General features: G+C 52.0%; 13 protein-coding genes and 1 tRNA gene. 12 read left to right on the top strand and 2 right to left on the bottom strand.

Annotated features, from left to right (window positions below; genetic code table 11):
- Positions 1-4: 4 nt before the first annotated feature.
- The 12 genes from zwf (at position 5) to ACGHAD_RS10100 (ending at position 15,081) form a co-directional block, all read left to right on the top strand.
- Positions 5-1,480, top strand: a complete 1,476-nt coding sequence (gene zwf / locus ACGHAD_RS10155) for a glucose-6-phosphate dehydrogenase (protein WP_382415253.1) — start codon at positions 5-7, stop codon at positions 1,478-1,480.
- An 11-nt stretch (positions 1,481-1,491) separates the two neighbouring features.
- Positions 1,492-2,199 carry a 6-phosphogluconolactonase gene (gene pgl, locus ACGHAD_RS10150; protein ID WP_339614973.1) on the top strand — a complete coding sequence of 236 codons (708 nt, stop codon included), beginning with the start codon at positions 1,492-1,494 and terminating at the stop codon, positions 2,197-2,199.
- 32 nt (positions 2,200-2,231) lie between these two features.
- The gene (eda, locus tag ACGHAD_RS10145; RefSeq protein WP_382415255.1) at positions 2,232-2,864 is read left to right on the top strand and encodes a bifunctional 4-hydroxy-2-oxoglutarate aldolase/2-dehydro-3-deoxy-phosphogluconate aldolase; all 633 of its coding nucleotides are present in this window, start codon (positions 2,232-2,234) and stop codon (positions 2,862-2,864) included.
- A 127-nt stretch (positions 2,865-2,991) separates the two neighbouring features.
- The gene (gene gap / locus ACGHAD_RS10140; protein WP_339614975.1) at positions 2,992-4,002 is read left to right on the top strand and encodes a type I glyceraldehyde-3-phosphate dehydrogenase; all 1,011 of its coding nucleotides are present in this window, start codon (positions 2,992-2,994) and stop codon (positions 4,000-4,002) included.
- 12 nt (positions 4,003-4,014) lie between these two features.
- Complete coding sequence (gene pyk, locus ACGHAD_RS10135; RefSeq protein ID WP_339614976.1) at positions 4,015-5,451, top strand: pyruvate kinase; 1,437 nt, start codon at positions 4,015-4,017, stop codon at positions 5,449-5,451.
- Between the two features lie 121 nt (positions 5,452-5,572).
- Positions 5,573-6,415: a M23 family metallopeptidase gene (locus ACGHAD_RS10130; protein ID WP_382415258.1), complete on the top strand. Its 843-nt coding sequence runs from the start codon at positions 5,573-5,575 to the stop codon at positions 6,413-6,415.
- A gap of 93 nt (positions 6,416-6,508) precedes the next feature.
- Entirely contained in the window at positions 6,509-6,706 is a 198-nt protein-coding gene (locus ACGHAD_RS10125) for a Trm112 family protein (RefSeq protein ID WP_339614978.1), read from the top strand.
- Positions 6,707-6,771: 65 nt separating this feature from the next.
- Positions 6,772-9,366 (top strand): alanine--tRNA ligase, encoded by a 2,595-nt coding sequence (gene alaS / locus ACGHAD_RS10120; protein ID WP_382415260.1) that lies wholly within the window; start codon positions 6,772-6,774, stop codon positions 9,364-9,366.
- Between the two features lie 132 nt (positions 9,367-9,498).
- Complete coding sequence (locus ACGHAD_RS10115) at positions 9,499-10,734, top strand: aspartate kinase (RefSeq protein WP_339614980.1); 1,236 nt, start codon at positions 9,499-9,501, stop codon at positions 10,732-10,734.
- A gap of 233 nt (positions 10,735-10,967) precedes the next feature.
- A complete protein-coding gene (csrA, locus tag ACGHAD_RS10110; protein ID WP_339614981.1) occupies positions 10,968-11,159 on the top strand; it encodes a carbon storage regulator CsrA in 192 nt (63 codons plus the stop codon).
- A 219-nt stretch (positions 11,160-11,378) separates the two neighbouring features.
- Positions 11,379-11,468: transfer RNA gene (locus tag ACGHAD_RS10105), tRNA-Ser, on the top strand.
- Between the two features lie 1,336 nt (positions 11,469-12,804).
- Complete coding sequence (locus ACGHAD_RS10100) at positions 12,805-15,081, top strand: discoidin domain-containing protein (protein WP_382415263.1); 2,277 nt, start codon at positions 12,805-12,807, stop codon at positions 15,079-15,081.
- Between the two features lie 160 nt (positions 15,082-15,241).
- On the opposite strand, the gene ACGHAD_RS10095 is transcribed toward ACGHAD_RS10100, so the two are convergent.
- Positions 15,242-15,532, bottom strand: a complete 291-nt coding sequence (locus ACGHAD_RS10095; RefSeq protein WP_339614983.1) for a hypothetical protein — start codon at positions 15,530-15,532, stop codon at positions 15,242-15,244.
- A 403-nt stretch (positions 15,533-15,935) separates the two neighbouring features.
- Positions 15,936-18,791, bottom strand: coding sequence for a valine--tRNA ligase (locus ACGHAD_RS10090; protein WP_382415265.1), 2,856 nt, complete (start codon positions 18,789-18,791; stop codon positions 15,936-15,938).
- Positions 18,792-18,808: the final 17 nt, after the last annotated feature.

Raw genomic sequence — 18,808 nt, 5'->3', positions numbered from 1 at the left:
ATCCATGCAGAAACCTTTTGATTTTGTCATTTTTGGCGGCGCGGGCGATTTGGCCTTGCGCAAGTTGATTCCGGCCTGGTATCGGGCCTATCGCGATGGGCAAATGCCTGAAGGTTCGCGTATTTTTGGCACCATGCGTAAAGCCGAGCAAGCAGAGAATTACCGCGCGATGGTACGCGAAGCCGCTTTTAACTATCTGCGTGACGACGAAATCGACAACGAGACTTGGAACAAGTTTGAAGCCTGCGTGTTTGGGGTGTTTATTAACATCACCGAGCGAGACGAGCACTGGGATGCTCTGGCCAAAACCTTACAAGAAGGTAATGAAGAGCGTATCTTTTACATGGCAACGCCGCCGGCGGTATTTTCGGCCTGCTGTAAAAATATCTCCGACTCGGGCATGATCAACAAAACCTCGCGAGTCGTGGTCGAAAAGCCTCTAGGTTACAACGGCGAGTCGGCCGAGAAGATTAACGCTGATATTGCGCAGTACTTTGAAGAAGACGCTATTTTCCGTATTGATCATTATCTCGGTAAAGAGACGGTACAAAACCTACTGGCGCTGCGTTTTACCAATTGTATTTTTGAGCACCTGTGGGACTCTAAATCCATTGATCACGTAGAAATTAGCATCTCCGAAACAGTCGGCCTGGAAGGTCGCGCCAGTTTTTACGACGATGCTGGTGCACTGCGCGATATGGTGCAAAACCATTTAATGCAGTTGTTGTGTTTGGTGGCCATGGAGCCCCCGAGCAAACTTAACGCCGACAGCATTCGCGCTGAAAAGCTCAAAGTGTTGGATGCCCTACGCCCCCTAACGGGTGATGATGTGGCGGCAAATACCGTGCGTGGTCAGTATGTGGCTGGTGAGTCTGGCGGCAAGCAAGTGCCGGGTTATCTTGATGAGCTGGGTAAAGACAGCAACACCGAGACCTTTGTCGCAATTCGTGCGCATATCGATAACTGGCGCTGGTCCCATGTGCCGTTCTATCTGCGTACTGGCAAGCGCTTAAAGCAGCGCTGTGCGGAAATCATTATTCAGTACAAAACCGTCACACACCACATTTATCCTGATTCAGCCGGCGCGATGATTCCTAATCGCCTCGTGATTCAGTTGCAGCCCGATGAGCGAGTGCAAATGATTGTGACCTCCAATAACCTGGAGAAACACGAAGCGGATTTAGTACCGAGTGTACTGAACCTAAATCTCACCGATAACTACGACAAATTTTACTCGGACGCATACAAACGCTTGATGTTAGATGCGGCGGCCAATAATCCGGCACTGTTTATTCACCGCAACGAGGTGGATGCCGCATGGGGCTGGATCGATCCGATCATCGACGCGTGGCAACGCCCGGAGAATAAACCTCAGCCGTATCCGGCGGGTAGCTGGGGGCCTCAGGCTGCGATGGATTTGTTGGGCGAAGATGGCCGCTGTTGGTTTAACGTCGGTGAGAATATCAAAGGTCAAGAGTAAGGAATTGCGACATGGCTGTAGTTGAACGTTTTTATGATACGCGCGAAGCGATGATCGATGCCGTTTTTGAGCACACGATTGAGGCGCTGACAGAGGCCTTGGCCGATGGCGATGCTGCCAGCTTTTTAGTCTCTGGCGGTAGCTCGCCGGCGCCGATATACAAGCGCTTATCCGAGGCGGATGTAGCGTGGAATAAAATTAAAGTTGCTTTGGTTGATGAGCGTTGGGTTGACTTCGATCACGATAAAAGCAACGAAGCTTTTATCGTAAAAACCTTACTGCAAAATAACGCTGCCAACGCTAAGTTGATCGGTATGAAAAATACCGCTGCAACGGCCGCTGATGGCCTGGCGCAGTGTGAAGCATCCTACCAAACCCTGCCGACACCGTTTGATGTAACGGTGTTGGGTATGGGGCCCGACGGCCACACCGCATCTTGGTTTCCCCACGCAAAGGGTTTAGATGAAGCCTTAAGTAGCGATGCCTTATGCAGTGCTATTACCGCCCGAAAAAGTGAGGTGACTGGCGACTGTGTTGAGCGCATGACACTGTCGTTGGCGGGTGTCGCTAACAGTAAGCATGTGTTGTTGTTGATCTCTGGCGATGAAAAGCTGGCGACCTACCGCGAGGCTTTGGCGGGCGGCGATGTGGCGGATATGCCGGTACGGGCCATCCTAGAACAAGACAAAGTACCAGTGACGGTTTACTGGGCACCTTAATTATTTGCTAACGAACAAACGAGGACATTTACGTGGGTCTATCCATTGATGAGATTGTAAAAGTAGCGCCGGTTGTGCCGGTTATGGTGGTGGAAAATCTAGAGGACGCTGTTCCTTTGGCCCAGGCTCTGTACAACGGTGGCTTGAAAGTATTGGAAATCACTCTGCGCACTCCTGTCGCGCTGGACGCAATCAGCGCAATGGTCAAAGCCTTGCCAGAAGATGCTGTGATTGGCTCGGGCACAGTGGTTACGCCTGAAGATTTACAGGCCTCAGTGGATGCCGGCGCTAAGTTTATGGTTAGCCCGGGTACCACACCTGCGTTAATTGAAGCGGCAAAAAAGTGTAATGTTCCTTTGCTGCCCGGTATCGCAACCCCATCTGAAGCCATGAACCTATACACCCAAGGGTTTACTCACCTGAAGTTCTTTCCCGCCGAATCAGCCGGCGGTGTGAGTATGGTTAAGTCAATTGGGGGCCCGCTGCCGCAAATTACCTTTTGCCCCACGGGCGGCATTAACTTAGAAAAAGCACCAAGCTATTTGGCGTTGCCCAACGTTGCTTGCGTGGGCGGAACGTGGATGGCGCCCAAAAATCTTATCGCCGAGAAAAAATGGCAAGAGATTGAGACGTTGGCGCGCGAGGCGGCAAGCTTAGAACGCTAAAAGTTACGCGAGTAAGGTGTGCCGCCGATAGTTGCGATGCGTGTACACACGACAGGTGCTTAGCGCCGAGAAGATTAGGTTATTAGCCCCGTTCATGGAGCGGGTAAAATTTATAGGAGAGGCATAAATGACAATTCGAGTGGCTATTAATGGTTACGGGCGCATTGGTCGCAATGTACTGCGGGCGTTGTACGAGTCTGGTTATCGCGATCGGATTCAAGTGGTTGCAGTGAATGATTTGGGTGATGCCGAGCTGAATGCACATCTGACCAAATACGACTCTGTTCATGGTCGTTTTCCTGGTGAAGTCCACGTTGATGGCGACAAAATGGTCGTTAACGGCGATGAGATTCAAATTACCGCCGAACGTAATCCAGCTGACTTGCCTTGGGGCAAGCTTAATGTGGATGTGGTTTACGAGTGTACCGGTATCTTTACCAGCCGAGAGAAAGCTAAATCGCACCTGGAAGCCGGCGCGAAAAAAGTTATTATCTCTGCCCCTGGTACCGATGTTGATGCCACCGTTGTGTACGGCGTAAACGACAGCATCTTAAAGGCGACCGACGAGATTATCTCTAACGCCTCTTGTACCACTAACTGCTTGGCGCCGGTGGCGAAAGTATTGAACGATAAGTTTGGCATTGAGCAGGGCTCAATGACCACTATCCACGCTTACACCAACGACCAGCACTTGAGCGATGTGTTCCACAAAGACATCTACCGTGCTCGCTCTGCCACGCAATCTATGATCCCGACCTCTACTGGCGCGGCGCGCGCTGTGGGCTTGGTGTTGCCAGAACTGGATGGCAAATTGGACGGTATGTCCGTGCGTGTTCCTACCATCAATGTGTCCTTGGTTGACTTGAATGTACTGGTAAAAACTGACGTGACCGTTGAGGATGTTAACGCGGCCATGAAAGAAGCCGCGGAAAACGAGATGCCTGGCGTGTTGGTGTATAACGATGAGCCGTTGGTTTCTATCGATTTTAACCACATCCCCGCGTCATCCAACTTTGACTCTAAGCAGACCAAAGTGATGGGCACTCGCTGGGTTAAAATTATGTCTTGGTATGACAACGAGTGGGGCTTCTCCAACCGCATGCTGGATAACACCATTGCACTGATGAACGCTAAATAAGCGAGAGATACTATGTTACGCCGTACAAAAATCGTCAGTACACTGGGGCCAGCGTCAGAGTCGGAAGAAGTACTAGAGAAGCTGATTCTTGCCGGAGTCAACGTGGTGAGGTTAAATTTCTCTCACGGTTCTCCGGAAGATCACAAAGGGCGTGCGGAAGCCGTGCGCCGCTTGGCCAGCAAGCACAACCGTTACGTTGCGGTACTGGGTGACCTGCAAGGGCCTAAAATCCGCATCGCTCGCTTTGCCAATGGTCCGATTCGCTTGGCAATTGGCGATAAGTTTGTTTTGGATGCTTCGCTTGAACGCGATGCCGGCACTCAAGAAAGCGTTGGTATCGACTACAAAGAGCTGCCAAACGATTGTGTCGCCGGCGATAAATTGTTGTTGGATGACGGTCGTGTGGTTTTGGACGTCGACAAGATTGAAGGTACTAAGGTTTTTTGCACTACCAGTGTTGCCGGACCTTTGTCGAACAATAAAGGTATTAACCGTCAAGGCGGTGGCTTAACCGCTCCGGCTTTGACGGAAAAAGACTTTGCCGATATCAAAACCGCCGCCGAGATCGATGTTGATTATCTTGCGGTATCCTTCCCGCGCAGCGCCGATGATATGAACACCGCGCGCAAGCTGTTGGAAGAAGCTGGCGGCAAAGCGGGTTTGGTGTCTAAAATCGAGCGCGCAGAAGCCGTGGCTGATGACAAGATACTGGATGAAATTATTGCCGCCAGTGACGCGGTGATGGTTGCCCGAGGTGATTTGGGTGTCGAGATTGGCGATGCGGCACTGATTGGTGTGCAAAAACGCATTATTGCCCGCTCGCGCGCGCAGAATAAAGTGGTTATTACCGCGACTCAGATGATGGAGTCGATGATTAACAGCCCTTTGCCAACTCGCGCCGAAGTGTTCGATGTGGCTAACGCGGTACTGGATGGTACGGATGCGGTGATGCTCTCTGCCGAAACCGCGGCTGGTAACTTTCCGGTTGAAACGGTAGAGGCGATGGCTCGCGTTATTGTGGGGGCTGAACAGCACCCGCAGGCGAGCTACGATTCTTACCGTTTAAATGAATCGTTTGGCACCATCGATGAGTCTATTGCCTTGGCGGCCATGTACACGGCAAACCACTTGCCGGGTGTGAAGGCTATTATCGCGTTGACCGAGTCTGGCACCACGCCTCGCTTGATGTCTCGGGTCGGGTCACAGCTGCCAATTTTTGCATTTTCGCGTCATATTGCCACGCAGCGTCGCGTTGCCTTGTATCGCGGTGTGCGTCCGGTGCCGTTTGAAAGCGTAAGTGCGCCTTCTAGTGCCGATTACGTGCGTGCCATGAATATCCTGAAAGATAATGGTGTTTTGGCGGATGGCGATATGGTTATTATCACCGGTGGTGATACCGATCAGCTCGGCGGTACAAATGCGATGAAGATTCTTAAAGTCGGTGAATGACCCGCGGAATCTTTAGAGCAACAAAACGGCAGCTTCGGCTGCCGTTTTTTTTGCTCTGATGCAAAGCGCGACAGCGTAGATGGTGTAACATCACAAACGCAATACTGCACCCGGAGGATATATGAAAACATTGATTTTAGCGCTGGGGCTGGCGCTGTGCTGCACCGCGCAGGCGAGCTCGCCTGGTAATCCTATTGAGTTGGACGGGATGTGGCAGCAGGGTGCCGTGTTGCGCGGCCGTGTGCCGGTTGGTGCCCAGCTGCAACTTGATGACACCGCTGTGATGGTCGGGGAAGCGGGCGAGTTTGTGTTTGGTTTGGGGCGCGATGCCGCCGCTAGCGCCCAACTCACGCTAGTGCTGCCAGACGGCGAGGTGAGAAAGACGACCTACAAAGTTGCGCCAAAAGAGTATCAAATTCAAAAAATTGAAGGAGTGCCGCAAAAAACCGTTACGCCGTCGGCCGCGCAGCAAGAGCGCTCTCGTAAAGAGGCCGCTAAAGTATGGCAGGCGCGGCAAGAGCGCGGTGTGGCAACTGATTTTACGCAGGACTTTAAATGGCCGCTGACTGGCCCCATTACTGGGGTATACGGCTCGCAACGAGTTTATAACGGTGAGCCGCGTCGCCCTCACTACGGGGTCGATATTGCCGCGCCGACGGGTACACCGGTAAGTGCGCCGGCAGCGGGTAAGGTGACGTTAGCTGAGCCGGATCTGTTTTTCTCTGGCGGCACCTTGATAATTGATCACGGGCACGGATTGTCGTCGACCTTTATCCACTTATCTAAGGTTGTTGTAGCGGTTGGCCAACGGGTCGAGCAGGGCGATGTGATAGCCCACGTCGGGGCCACTGGTCGAGCCACTGGCCCGCACTTAGATTGGCGGATGAACTGGCTCAACCAGCGAGTCGATCCAACCACACTTGTGGGGCCAATGCCGGCTCCAGATGCTGCCGGTTCGCCGTGAAGACAGCGGCGTCACGGCAGTGTAATATAGCGCCCCCACACATTACTGATTTTTGCCGCCACCCACAGGGTAAGGCAGAGGCTAGGTAACAAAATGATCGACAAAAAGCTACTCAGTATATTGGTGTGTCCGGTGAGCAAAGCTGAACTGGACTATCAAGCCGATAAAAATGAATTAGTTTGCTGGAGCTCCGGGCTGGCATACCCTGTTCGGGACGGTATTCCGGTCATGCTAGAAAGTGAGGCAAGGCGCCTTTCTGACGAAGAAAAACAGCAACACAAACACCGCTGATACCGGCGAAATCGCACCACAATTACGAATACTGCACAACAACGACTTGAACCGACGGATACCCTATGAAAAGCGCTGAAATTCGCGACGCCTTTTTACACTACTTTGAATCAAAGCAGCACACCATCGTCCCTAGCAGCTCTTTAGTGCCGGGCAATGACCCGACCTTGCTGTTTACCAATGCCGGGATGGTGCAGTTTAAAGACGTTTTTCTCGGCTCAGATCCACGTCATTACAGCCGCGCGACCAGCTCGCAGCGTTGTGTGCGTGCCGGTGGCAAACACAATGATTTAGAAAACGTCGGCTATACCGCGCGCCACCATACTTTTTTTGAAATGCTCGGCAACTTTAGCTTTGGCGACTATTTTAAGCGCGATGCCATTCATTATGCGTGGGAGTTTTTGACGGGTGTCCTTAAGCTGCCCGAAGAGCGTCTGTGGATTACAGTGCATATCTCGGATGATGAGGCGGCGGATATTTGGCTAAAAGAAGTCGGCGTGAGCGCCGAGCGTTTTTCGCGTTTGGATGAAGATAACTTTTGGCAAATGGGCGATACCGGGCCCTGCGGCCCCAGCTCTGAAATATTTTACGATCATGGTGCCGATGTGCCCGGCGGCCCTCCAGGCAGTGAAAACGACGACCTGGACCGTTACATCGAAATTTGGAACTTGGTGTTTATGCAGTACGAGCGCCAAACCGATGGCGAGCTCAGACCGCTACCAAACCCTTCAATCGATACCGGTATGGGGTTAGAGCGTATCGCCGCCGTGATGCAGGGAGTGCACACTAATTACGAGATTGACCTGTTTCAGCATCTGTTAAAAGCCGCCGCTAAAGCCACCGGATCGCAGGATTTGGAAAATAAATCCTTGCGTGTGATCGCCGATCACATCCGCTCAAGTAGCTTTTTAATTAGCGACGGTGTTTTACCGTCTAATGAAGGTCGCGGCTATGTGTTGCGCCGCATTATTCGCCGCGCGGTGCGTCATGGTCACCAGTTGGGCCAAGAGGGCGCATTCTTTTACTCGCTGGTTGCCGCATTGGCCGAGGTCATGGGAGATGCCTACCCGGAGTTAATCGAGCGCGAGGCGCAAATAGCCAAAGTCCTGCTGGCCGAAGAAGAGCAGTTTGCTAAGACCCTCGATAAAGGCATGACAGTTTTAGAGTCTGCCTTGGCGGAGCTTAACGGAACTGAAATCCCCGGCGATGTTGTGTTTACCCTTTACGACACCTACGGCTTCCCCGTTGACTTGACCGCTGATATTGCCCGCGAGCGCAACCTGACAATCGACCAAGACGGCTATGAAAGCGCGATGACCCAGCAGCGCGAGCGGGCACGGGCCGCCGGGCAATTTAAAGTTGATTACACCCAAGCCGCGCTCGACTTGCCGGCTACCGAGTTTACCGGTTATACCGAGCTGGCCGGTGACAGCCGAGTGCTGGCCGTCTTGCGTGACGGGGCGACGGTAGAGCGCGCGATTGCCGGCGATAACGTTGCGTTAGTGCTCGATCAAACCCCGTTTTACGCCGAGTCCGGTGGACAGGCGGGCGATAGTGGTTATCTTGAGGCCGGTAGCGTGCGCTTTGAGGTCCGCGATTGTATTAAACAGGGTGGTAATTTTTTACATATTGGCCGGGTGTTACACGGTGAAATCACACCTGACGATGTGCTGCAGGGCCAGGTGAACGCCGATGTCCGTACCGCAACCGCATTGAATCACTCGGCAACGCATCTATTACACGCGGCGCTGCGTACCCTATTAGGAGAGCACGTGACGCAAAAAGGCTCGCTGGTTGACTCCGAGCGCTTGCGGTTCGATTTTTCGCATTTTGAAGGTGTCACACCCGCTGAGCTGAAGGCGATTGAAGCCCTGGTTAACGATCAGATTCGTGCCAATACAGCGGTTAAAACTGAGCTTTGTGATATGGAAACCGCCAAAGAGCGTGGCGCTATGGCACTGTTTGGCGAGAAGTACGGTAGTGAAGTTCGTGTACTGACCATGGGTGATGGTTTTTCGGTCGAGTTGTGTGGCGGAACCCACGTGGCTCGTACCGGGGATATTGGCCTGATGCGTATTACGAGCGAGTCGGGCATCGCCTCTGGTGTACGTCGGCTGGAGGCCGTTACTGGCCGTACCGCACTGGCGTTATTCGATCAGCTTGATGAGCGTCTGCAACACGCCGCCAGCATTATTAAGGCCAGCCCCGAGAATCTGGTGGATAAGCTCGAACAGCTTGCGCTGCAAAACCGCAAACTGGAGAAAGATCTAGCGGGCTTAAAGACCAAGCTGGCAACCGCGGGCAGCCGCGACTTAGTTGCCGAGGCCACCGAGGTCGAAGGCATTAAGGTGCTCGCGGTAAAACTGGAAGGTGCGGATGCTAAATCCCTGCGTGACAGTGTCGATCAAATGAAAAACAAGCTCGGCTCGTCAGTGGTTTTATTGGCCTGTGTGGAAGAGGGCAAGATTGCTCTGGTCGCGGGCGTCAGTAAAGACGTTACCACACGTATTAAGGCCGGGGATTTGATGCGTCACGTTGCCGCAATGGTCGGTGGTAAGGGCGGTGGCCGCCCAGACATGGCGCAAGGTGGCGGTACTGACACAGCGGCACTGGATGGCGCGTTAGCGTCTGTTGCCGACTGGGTGAAGGGCGCACTTTGAGTGTAAATAATTGTATAACAGTGCAACAAACTGATTAACAACTGTCTTAGTTTGGTGTTTAATTGCCGCCTTTTGCGCAAGCCTGTCGCGAACGGTGTTAATTAACCGAGAAATATGAGGAATAGGCCGGGAATGAGCTTATTGGTACAGAAATACGGTGGTACCTCGGTAGGCACCGTAGAGCGAATTGAGGCGGTGGCTGACAAAATTGCTGGGTTTCGCGCCGACGGTCACGATATGGTGATTGTGGTGTCGGCCATGAGTGGTGAGACAAACCGTTTGATTGCGTTGGCAAATGCGATCCAGCCAGCCCCCGACCCCCGGGAAATGGACGTGTTGGTCTCGACTGGCGAGCAAGTCACAATTGCTCTGCTGTGTATGGCGCTTAAAAAGCGTGGCTGGGATGCGCGTTCTTATACCGGTACACAAGTTAAGATTTTAACCGACAACTCCCACACCAAAGCGCGTATTCAGTCGATTGACGATGGCAATATGCGCGCGGATCTGGCCGCGGGCCGGGTAGTGGTGGTGGCCGGTTTTCAGGGTGTGGACGAGCAAGGCAATATTACGACGCTAGGTCGCGGCGGCTCGGACACCACAGGTGTCGCTTTGGCGGCGGCGTTAAAAGCTGATGAATGCCAAATTTATACCGACGTTGACGGCGTTTACACCACCGATCCGCGCGTGGTTGAAAAAGCGCGACGACTGGAAAAAATTACGTTCGAAGAAATGCTGGAAATGGCGAGTCAAGGCTCTAAAGTCTTGCAGATTCGCTCAGTGGAGTTTGCCGGCAAGTACAACGTCCCGCTGCGGGTTTTGTCTAGTTTTAAAGACGGGCCGGGAACCTTGATTACCCTCGATGAGGATGAGAACACTATGGAACAACCTGTTGTCTCTGGTATCGCCTTTAACCGCGATGAAGCAAAAGTTACCTTGGCGGGCATTCCCGATACCCCGGGGGTTGCGTCTAAAATATTGGCGCCGGTTGGCAAAGCCAACATTGAAGTTGATGTGATTGTCCAAAATGTGGCGGCCGACAACACCACAGACTTGACCTTTACGGTGAACAAAGCTGATATGCACAAAACCGTAGCGGTGCTTGCCGACGTAGCTAAAGATATAGGTGCACGTGAGGTCATCAGCGATGATGCGATCGCCAAAATATCTATTGTTGGGGTTGGTATGCGTTCGCACGCCGGTGTTGCCTCAACCATGTTTACAGCTCTGGCAGAAGAGGGCATTAATATCCAGATGATCACGACTTCTGAAATCAAGATCACCGTGATTATTAGTGAAAAGTATCTCGAGTTGGCTGTGCGCAGTTTGCACAGCGCCTTCGGCTTGGACGCCGAAGCGGTACAGGCGTAACACAGCTTCTGTTCTGTGCGTAAGCCTGCACCACAAAAGACGGATGTTTGGGGTTTGAGAAAACCTTTTTGGGGGCAACTCCCCTTTTTGCGAAAAATGGTCAATACTGTCAGTAACGGACATTAAAGTTCGGACCTGCAATATGGCATTAGGTACGCAAGCGGGGGTTAACTTATGGCGGCAGTGGAGAGAGGAATCCGGCCGCAGAACAGGATGGAAATAAGGAGTAGGTTATGTTGATTTTGACCCGCCGTATTGGCGAAACCTTGATGGTTGGTGATGAAGTCACTGTCACTGTACTGGGTGTAAAAGGCAACCAAGTCCGCATTGGTGTCAACGCGCCAAAAGATATCGCGGTACATCGCGAGGAAATTTATCAGCGCATTCAGCGCGAAAAGCAAAATCAGGAAGACGGCTTAGCATAGTGTCCTCCGGCGACATATAGTATGTCCGATAAACGGCAACTTTTAAGTTGCCGTTTTTTTATGGGTTGTATCAATTTTATTCAAGCCGCTTGAATCATCACCAGAAGAGCACTTTTTTTGCCTGCGATGACTCACAACCCTTTGAATTTCTGTGGAATATGGTATTATGCCGCCCCAGTTGAGCGAAGCCAGAAGCGTGTGTTTACGCTTAATTGACACGGAGAGGTGGCCGAGTGGCCGAAGGCGCTCCCCTGCTAAGGGAGTATACCTTGATCGGTATCGAGGGTTCGAATCCCTCCCTCTCCGCCATACAGTAAAAGCCGCCGGACGCTGAATAGCACCGGCGGCTTTTTTATGCACTAAAGGTCAACGGGAGGAGTTCGAACCCAATAAGAGGGTTCGACCCATTGCCGGGAGCAATGGGAACCGACCAGCGGGAGCCCGCAGGGCAAAGCGCATGGAGTGCGCTTTGGTTTATCCCTCCCTCTCCGCCATACAGTAAAAGCCGCCGGACGCTGAAATAGCACCGACGGCTTTTTTATGCACTAAAGGTCAACGGGAGGCGTTCGAACCCAATAAGAGGGTTCGACCCATTGCCGGGAGCAATGGGAACCGACCAGCGGGAGCCCGCAGGGCAAAGCGCATGGCGTGCGCTTTGGTTTATCCCTCCCTCTCCGCCATACAGTAAAAGCCGCCGGACGCTGAAATAGCACCGGCGGCTTTTTTATGCACTAAAGGTCAACGGGAGGCGTTCGAACCCAATAAGAGGGTTCGACCCATTGCCGGGAGCAATGGGAACCGACCAGTGGGAGCCTGCAGGGCAAAGCGCATGGAGTGCGCTTTGGTTTATCCCTCCCTCTCCGCCATACAGTAAAAGCCGCCGGACGCTGAATAGCACCGGCGGCTTTTTTATGTCTAAAGGTTGGAGAGCTGCTTGTTGCCCCTGGCAGCGGCTCCTGCCTGTATCGCTCCTCGCAGCACGGTGGCGGGACCACGTGTGCCAGAAAGGCCTCAGGAGGTCGGTTAGAGGCTTTAAGTTCTCTTCGGCTCGGGGTGGTGTTTGCCGCGTGTCGAAACTCTGAGGCTGTGTTTTGTCGAGCGCTGTCAAACTTAATTAACAGGTTGCTAAATTGGTAACCAAAATGCCGCTGAACCGCCTAATTTTTCGTCTTATTCAGTATTTTTAGAGGTTTCTGACGACACCTTTTATCAAATGTTTTATTTAGTCGTCCTGCGTCACAAAATTGGTAGTTAATTCGGTTTACAAATTGGTGTGTGTTGCGCTACTGTCAGCTCACTATTTGGTAAGCGCAGCGCGGTTGCGCTTAGAGTGTGCTTATCAAATAAGGCGACCAAGTGGTGGGTTAAAGCTAATTAAGCGTGGTGATCTCGCCTGAATTCTTTGGTTACGCCGTGCGAGCAATCGCGTTGTGCGAGAGTTCGCTGCCTGACACGCTTGGGCGCACAGTTAAGCTGACTTGAAAAAACTAATAAATCAAGCTCACGCACGATCACAAACTGTGGCTTTGTCGTTTCTTTTTCGCAGTCAGTGGTTTCTTAGTGCCGGATACGAGTGAAAACCTTTGTGGTGTGCTCGTATGTAGTTGCGGCAATACTTATAAAAACACAGTAGGAGATTATGTCCATGAATAAATATATTCGCGTGCCTGGAAAATTAACGTTGTTGGCGGCACTTTTGGCGGTTTCCCATTTCGCCGTTAGTTTTGCCGCTGAGCCTGTGGCAGTAAGTGCTTCTGATAACGACGGAAATACACCGGATAATACCCTCGATAATGACTTTTCTACCCGTTGGTCCGCGGACGGGGATGGTCAGTGGATACAGTTTGACTTAGGCTCTGTTGTTAACGTCGAATCGCTTGATGTCGCGTTCTATAAGGGCGATCAGCGCACCTCAACTATTGATATTCAAACCTCAACCGATGCCAGTAGTTGGGAAAGCGTGTTCTACGGCGATCAGGTAGCGAGTACCGCGACGCAGCAGAACATTGATGTGGAAGATTCTGAGGCGAGCTACGTAAGAATCGTCGGTTATGGCAATACATCCAATAGTTGGAACAGCATTACCGAAGTCGATATTAACAGTTCAGAGATTAGCAGTAGCTCATCCAGTCAATCTTCTAGTAGTAGTTCTGCGGGATCAGTGGGGGCCTCGGCAAGCTCTGATGATGGCAACGTCGCCAGCAATGTATTGGATAACGACCTAGATACTCGCTGGTCGGCTAATGGCAGCGGCGAGTGGTTGCAGTTGGATTTAGGCCGTGTGCAACAAGTTGGCAGTGTCAATATCGCGTTCTATAAAGGTGACCAACGTACTTCATCGTTTGATATTCAAGTCAGTACCGATGGCTCAGATTGGGATACGCTTATCTCCGGCGCCACCAGCTCGGGTTTTGGCACGTCTCTGGAATCGTTTACTGTCTCAGAGACAGATGCACGTTATGTCCGTTATGTCGGCTACGGTAATAGTGCAAACGATTGGAATTCGCTAACGGAAATGAGTGTGAGTGCAGACGCTGATGAGACAAGCAGTTCGTCTTCTAGCTCTAGCACGGCATCGTCATCCAGCAGCTCTTCTTCTGTTGACAATAGCTCCTCGTCGAGCTCGTCGGCGCCTTGGGAAGGGGGTGGTAACACTTATACCGCATCGCCTGACGATGTTGCCGATGTGCTGGCAGGTGCCTCCGGTGGCGACGAGATTATCGTTACCGGCTCGGGTGAAATGTCTCTTAAAAACCTGAGCTTTAATTCGCCGGTGCTGATTCGTGCGGCATCGATTGGTGGTACTACCCTGACTAATGCTACGATCGACAACAGCAATAACATCATTGTGCAAGGTTTTGTGTTTGGACCTAACGACGAAAGCACTTACCTGAAAATTGTTAACTCCACCAATATTCAGGTTTTGCGTAATACCTTTGACCACACCGATGTGATGAACAGTCAAACCGCGATTGTTACTACCCAAGCCAGCGAATACATCTCGATCGGCTACAACGAATTTCGCGGTAAAAACCAAATGTTTACCTCCGAAGGTTACAAGCTGACCGGCAGTTACATCAAAACCCAGTTTGATGACCCGCTTATGACAAAGCATTTGCATGTTTACCGCAACCACTTTAAAGATATTTATCCCTATGTTCCCGATGGCACCACACCCACCGGTGATTCGGATCGAGAAGTTATGGCGATGGGTATCGCGGATTCGCAAGACGTAGTGACTAACAACGTTGTGGAATATAACCTGTTTGAAAACTGTGACGGTGAGAATGAAATTATCACCGTTAAAACTTCAAATAATATATTTCGCTACAACACTTTTAAAAACTCTATGGGTTCGCTGTCGTTCCGTTTAGGCTCCGATAACGAGGCGTACGGCAACTACTTTTATGGTGAAGGCGCGAGCGCGAACTGGGATGATGATAACTATCAAACCGGTGGTATTCGTGTATACGGTTCTGGTCACCTGATTTACGACAACTACATGGAAGGCCTGACCGGTATTAGCTGGCGCCGCCCGATCCTGATTGACTCCGGTGATACCTCTGACAGTACCGGCGCCGATAGCCATGAGACGCCAAGTAACCTTTCGGTATACGACAACACCATTGTTGATAGTGTAGGTGGTGGTATTCACATCGGTAGCGATAACTACGGCAATATGCCTTACAACATTAGCGTTGATAATAATCTTGTGGTGGGCAGCGAGGGTATTTTGTTTAACAATTACGCCAATGATTCATCTAACACCTGGTCTGGCAACCGGGCATACGCCACAGGCGCTGCCGCGACCGTTGGTGGCGGCTCACTTAGCTCTTCTGAAGTGGCGGTGCTTTCTGGCGCGCCTAGCATCAGTGCGCCGACAAAGCTAACGGCAAGCGATGTAGGTCCTGCTGCGCCTTAGGCCAGGGTGCTAGTGTGTTAATGAGGCCGGCCTTATTTTCGGGCCGGTTTTATCGCTTCAGGCGAGGGGGTAAAAACTCAGAGGGTTAAGCACAGTGATGTTTACATAAAAAAAGCCCCAATGAAGGGGCTTTTATCGATGCGTATCGCCAGTGTCGCGCTTAGCTGTTTAATTGCTTAAATGTACGAATCGTTTTGTTGAACTCTTCGGCGTAGTCCTTGAGTTCGGTTTCGGCACTGCGCAATTCATTTGAGCTAAGCTTGGCGCAGCTTAAGTAAGATTCGGTGGCGCGCACGTAAGCTTTTACTTCGTTGTTGGTTTTAACCATTTGTGCGGTTACCGCTGTCGTTGGATCCGGGATCGCAGGGCGGTTTTGTGGCTTGTCGCACGCTTGAGTGCTGGCAGCGGCAAAAACGGTTAGCAGACTAGCGGCAATAAGAGCTTTTTTCATAACAGTATCCATCATGGTAAGGTCGATAACGCGGTCCCTGTGACCGCCTTTTACGAGGGTGGGCTGTTGTTCTTGTTGCAACAGTGTGACCCGGTTCACATTTCTGTGGGGCTATTCTGCCACTGCTTTGCGCTTCTGGAAATATCTTTCACTAATCAATTTGTTATGGTTTTGGCGCAAATCTAAACATTCAGTTATTTCCGGATGGTATATAAGCATCTTTTTCTTATTCTTTATCGGTATTATGGCGTTAGCGGATGAAGTATCTGCCGTCACCGAAATATTGCCGGAGATTTGACGCCGGACGAAACGTTTGCGATGGGGTTTGGGGGGATCTTTTTGGGGGAAGACATCACCGGATCGCTGATCTATCCGGTGATGTCAGGTGTAAAACCGCTACCTTTTAGAGTTTCGCGAGTGTTTCCAGCTGCTCGCGTAAAGTGGCCAACGAGGCGTCAATGTCTTCGAGCTTTTGCTGCTCTTTGGCTACGACCTCTGCGGGGGCTTTGTCGACAAATTTAGGGTTTTGCAGTTTGCCAGCGGTGCGCTCGTGATCTTTCGCCAGGCGATCGATCTCTTTGTTTAGCCGTGCGCGCTCGGCGTCCACGTCAATCAAGCCGGCCATGGGCACCAAAATTTCCAGTTTACCCACCAATGCGGTGGCCGATGCGGGGGCCTCGGCGTCAGTTGCGAGCCACTCGATAGATTCTAGGTTGGCGAGCTTTTGCAGGTATTGGCGGTTGTTGTCTAGCAAACGTTGATCGTTGTCGCTGCCGTGCTGCATAAACAGGGGGATGTGCTTGCCGGGGGCGATATTCATCTCGCCGCGAATGGTCCGAATACCCACAATCACGCCTTTTAACCACTCGATATCGGCGCTCGCCGATGGGTCGACTTTATCGTTGTCGGCAGCGGGGTAGGCGGCCAGCATGATGGTCTCGCCGGTGGCGCCGGTTAGGGGCTTAATACGCTGCCAAATCTCTTCGGTAATAAACGGGATCAGTGGGTGCGCTAGGCGTAAGGTAGCCTCTAGCACGCGAATCAAGGTGCGGCGGGTGCCTTTTTTCTGCGCGTCACTGGCGTTCTCGTCCCATAAAATCGGTTTGGATAATTCTAAATACCAGTCGCAGTATTCGTTCCAAAAAAACTCGTAGAACGCCTGAGTGGCAAGGTCTAAACGGTAGCTGTCTAATGCCTCTGTAACGGCTTGCTCGGCTTGTTGCAAACGACTGGTAATCCAGCGGTCGGCCAGTGACAGTTCAAAGTTGCCGCTGTTGTCTTGATCGCAGTCCTCGCCTTCGGTGTTCATTAGCACGTAACGGGTGGCGTTCCACATTTTGTTGCAAAAGTTGCGGTAGCCTTCTACCCGGCCCATATCGAATTTAATATCGCGGCCGGTTGATGCTAGTGAGCAAAACGTCATGCGCAACGCGTCGGTGCCGAACGACTCAATACCATCGGGAAACTCTTTGCGGGTCTGTTTTTCGATTTTGGCGGCGTCTTTTGGCCGCATTAAGCCGGTAGTGCGCTTTTGTACCAAGGTATCTAAATCAATGCCGTCGATGATATCCAGTGGGTCTAAAACATTGCCCTTGGATTTGCTCATCTTCTGGCCCTGAGAGTCGCGCACCAAACCGTGGACGTACACGGTTTTAAATGGCACTTGCGCTTTGTCGTGCTCGTCTTTAACCAAGTGCATGGTCATCATAATCATCCGGGCAACCCAGAAGAAAATAATGTCAAAGCCCGTTACCAGCAGATCGGTGGGGTGGAATTTTTTCAAAAATTCCGTTTGCTCGGGCCAGCCCAAGGTCGAGAAGGTCCAGAGCCCAGAGCTAAACCAAGTGTCCAGTACGTCGTTATCTTGCTTAAGCACGACTGACTCGGCTAATTGGTGTTTGCTGCGCACTTCGGCTTCATCGCGGCCGACGTAGACTTTGCCGGTTTCGTCGTACCAGGCGGGAATGCGGTGACCCCACCATAGCTGACGAGAGATACACCAATCTTGAATGTCGCGCATCCACGAGAAGTACATGTTTTCGTACTGTTTGGGCACAAACTGAATGTCGCCATCTTCGACCGCTTTAATAGCGGGCTCGGCCAAAGGCTTAGTGCTAACGTACCACTGATCGGTCAGCCAGGGCTCAATTACCACGCCCGAACGATCGCCGCGCGGTACCTTAAGAGCGTGATCGTCTATTTTTTCCAGTAGACCAGCAGCTTCTAAGTCGGCGACGATTTGCTTGCGCGCCACATAGCGGTCCATGCCTGCGTAAGCGGTGGGCAGAGTGGTGTCCACTTGATCGTTGCTGCTGCCATCCATGTTAAAGACTTGGGCGGCAGCAAGAATCGCGGCGCTTTCGTCCAATACGTTGATCAGTGCCATGCCGTGGCGCTTGCCGACCTCGTAGTCGTTAAAGTCGTGTGCCGGGGTAATCTTGACGCAGCCGGTGCCGAATTCTCGCTCGACATAATCATCGGCCACGATCGGAATGCGGCGGCCTACTAGCGGTAGCTCAATCTCTTTACCAATTAACGACGCATAGCGCTCGTCTTCGGGGTGCACGGCAACGGCGGTATCGCCCAGCATCGTTTCGGGGCGCGTTGTGGCAACCACCAAATAGCCTTTGCCTTCGGCGGTGGTGGCGCCATCGGCGAGCGGGTAGCGCAGGTGCCACATAAAACCTTTTTCATCGTGATTTTCGACTTCAACATCCGAGATGGCAGTGTGCAGTTTTGGGTCCCAGTTAACCAAACGTTTGCCGCGGTAGATCAGGCCGTCGTCGTATAGGCGTACAAATGCTTCTTTAACAGCATCGGACAAGCCATCGTCCATGGTAAAGCGCTCGCGAGACCAATCGAGTGACGAGCCAAGCCGGCGCAGCTGCCGGGTGATATTGCCCCCGGATTGCTCTTTCCACTGCCAGACTTTCTCCAAGAATTTTTCGCGACCCAGATCGTGGCGGCTAACGCCTTCGGCGGCCAGTTGCCGCTCGACTACCATTTGCGTGGCGATACCGGCGTGGTCGGTACCCATTTGCCACAAAGTGTCGTCACCGCGCATGCGGTGATAGCGAATCATGGCATCCATCACGGCGTTGTTAAAACCGTGGCCCATGTGCAAGTTGCCAGTGACATTGGGCGGCGGAATCATAATACTGTAGGCGTTATCCCCGCCTTGGGGTTTAAAGTAGCCGCGCTCTTCCCAAGTTTGATACCAACTTTGCTCGATGGCTTGGGGCTGATAGGTTTTATCCATGGATGTCACTGCCTTTG

The sequence above is a fragment of the Gilvimarinus japonicus genome, from assembly GCF_042847215.1.
In the GTDB taxonomy this organism is placed as follows: domain Bacteria; phylum Pseudomonadota; class Gammaproteobacteria; order Pseudomonadales; family Cellvibrionaceae; genus Gilvimarinus; species Gilvimarinus japonicus.
This window is presented reverse-complemented; position numbering and strand designations above follow the sequence as displayed.

Excerpts from the sequence above, each read along its gene's own strand:
- zwf (WP_382415253.1), top strand. The coding sequence starts at position 5 with ATGCAGAAACCTTTTGATTTTGTCATTTTTGGCGGCGCGGGCGATTTG.
- pgl (WP_339614973.1), top strand. The coding sequence starts at position 1,492 with ATGGCTGTAGTTGAACGTTTTTATGATACGCGCGAAGCGATGATCGAT.
- gap (WP_339614975.1), top strand. The coding sequence starts at position 2,992 with ATGACAATTCGAGTGGCTATTAATGGTTACGGGCGCATTGGTCGCAAT.
- pyk (WP_339614976.1), top strand. The coding sequence starts at position 4,015 with ATGTTACGCCGTACAAAAATCGTCAGTACACTGGGGCCAGCGTCAGAG.
- ACGHAD_RS10130 (WP_382415258.1), top strand. The coding sequence starts at position 5,573 with ATGAAAACATTGATTTTAGCGCTGGGGCTGGCGCTGTGCTGCACCGCG.
- ACGHAD_RS10125 (WP_339614978.1), top strand. The coding sequence starts at position 6,509 with ATGATCGACAAAAAGCTACTCAGTATATTGGTGTGTCCGGTGAGCAAA.
- alaS (WP_382415260.1), top strand. The coding sequence starts at position 6,772 with ATGAAAAGCGCTGAAATTCGCGACGCCTTTTTACACTACTTTGAATCA.
- ACGHAD_RS10115 (WP_339614980.1), top strand. The coding sequence starts at position 9,499 with ATGAGCTTATTGGTACAGAAATACGGTGGTACCTCGGTAGGCACCGTA.
- csrA (WP_339614981.1), top strand. The coding sequence starts at position 10,968 with ATGTTGATTTTGACCCGCCGTATTGGCGAAACCTTGATGGTTGGTGAT.
- ACGHAD_RS10100 (WP_382415263.1), top strand. The coding sequence starts at position 12,805 with ATGAATAAATATATTCGCGTGCCTGGAAAATTAACGTTGTTGGCGGCA.
- ACGHAD_RS10095 (WP_339614983.1), bottom strand. The coding sequence starts at position 15,532 with ATGAAAAAAGCTCTTATTGCCGCTAGTCTGCTAACCGTTTTTGCCGCT.
- ACGHAD_RS10090 (WP_382415265.1), bottom strand. The coding sequence starts at position 18,791 with ATGGATAAAACCTATCAGCCCCAAGCCATCGAGCAAAGTTGGTATCAA.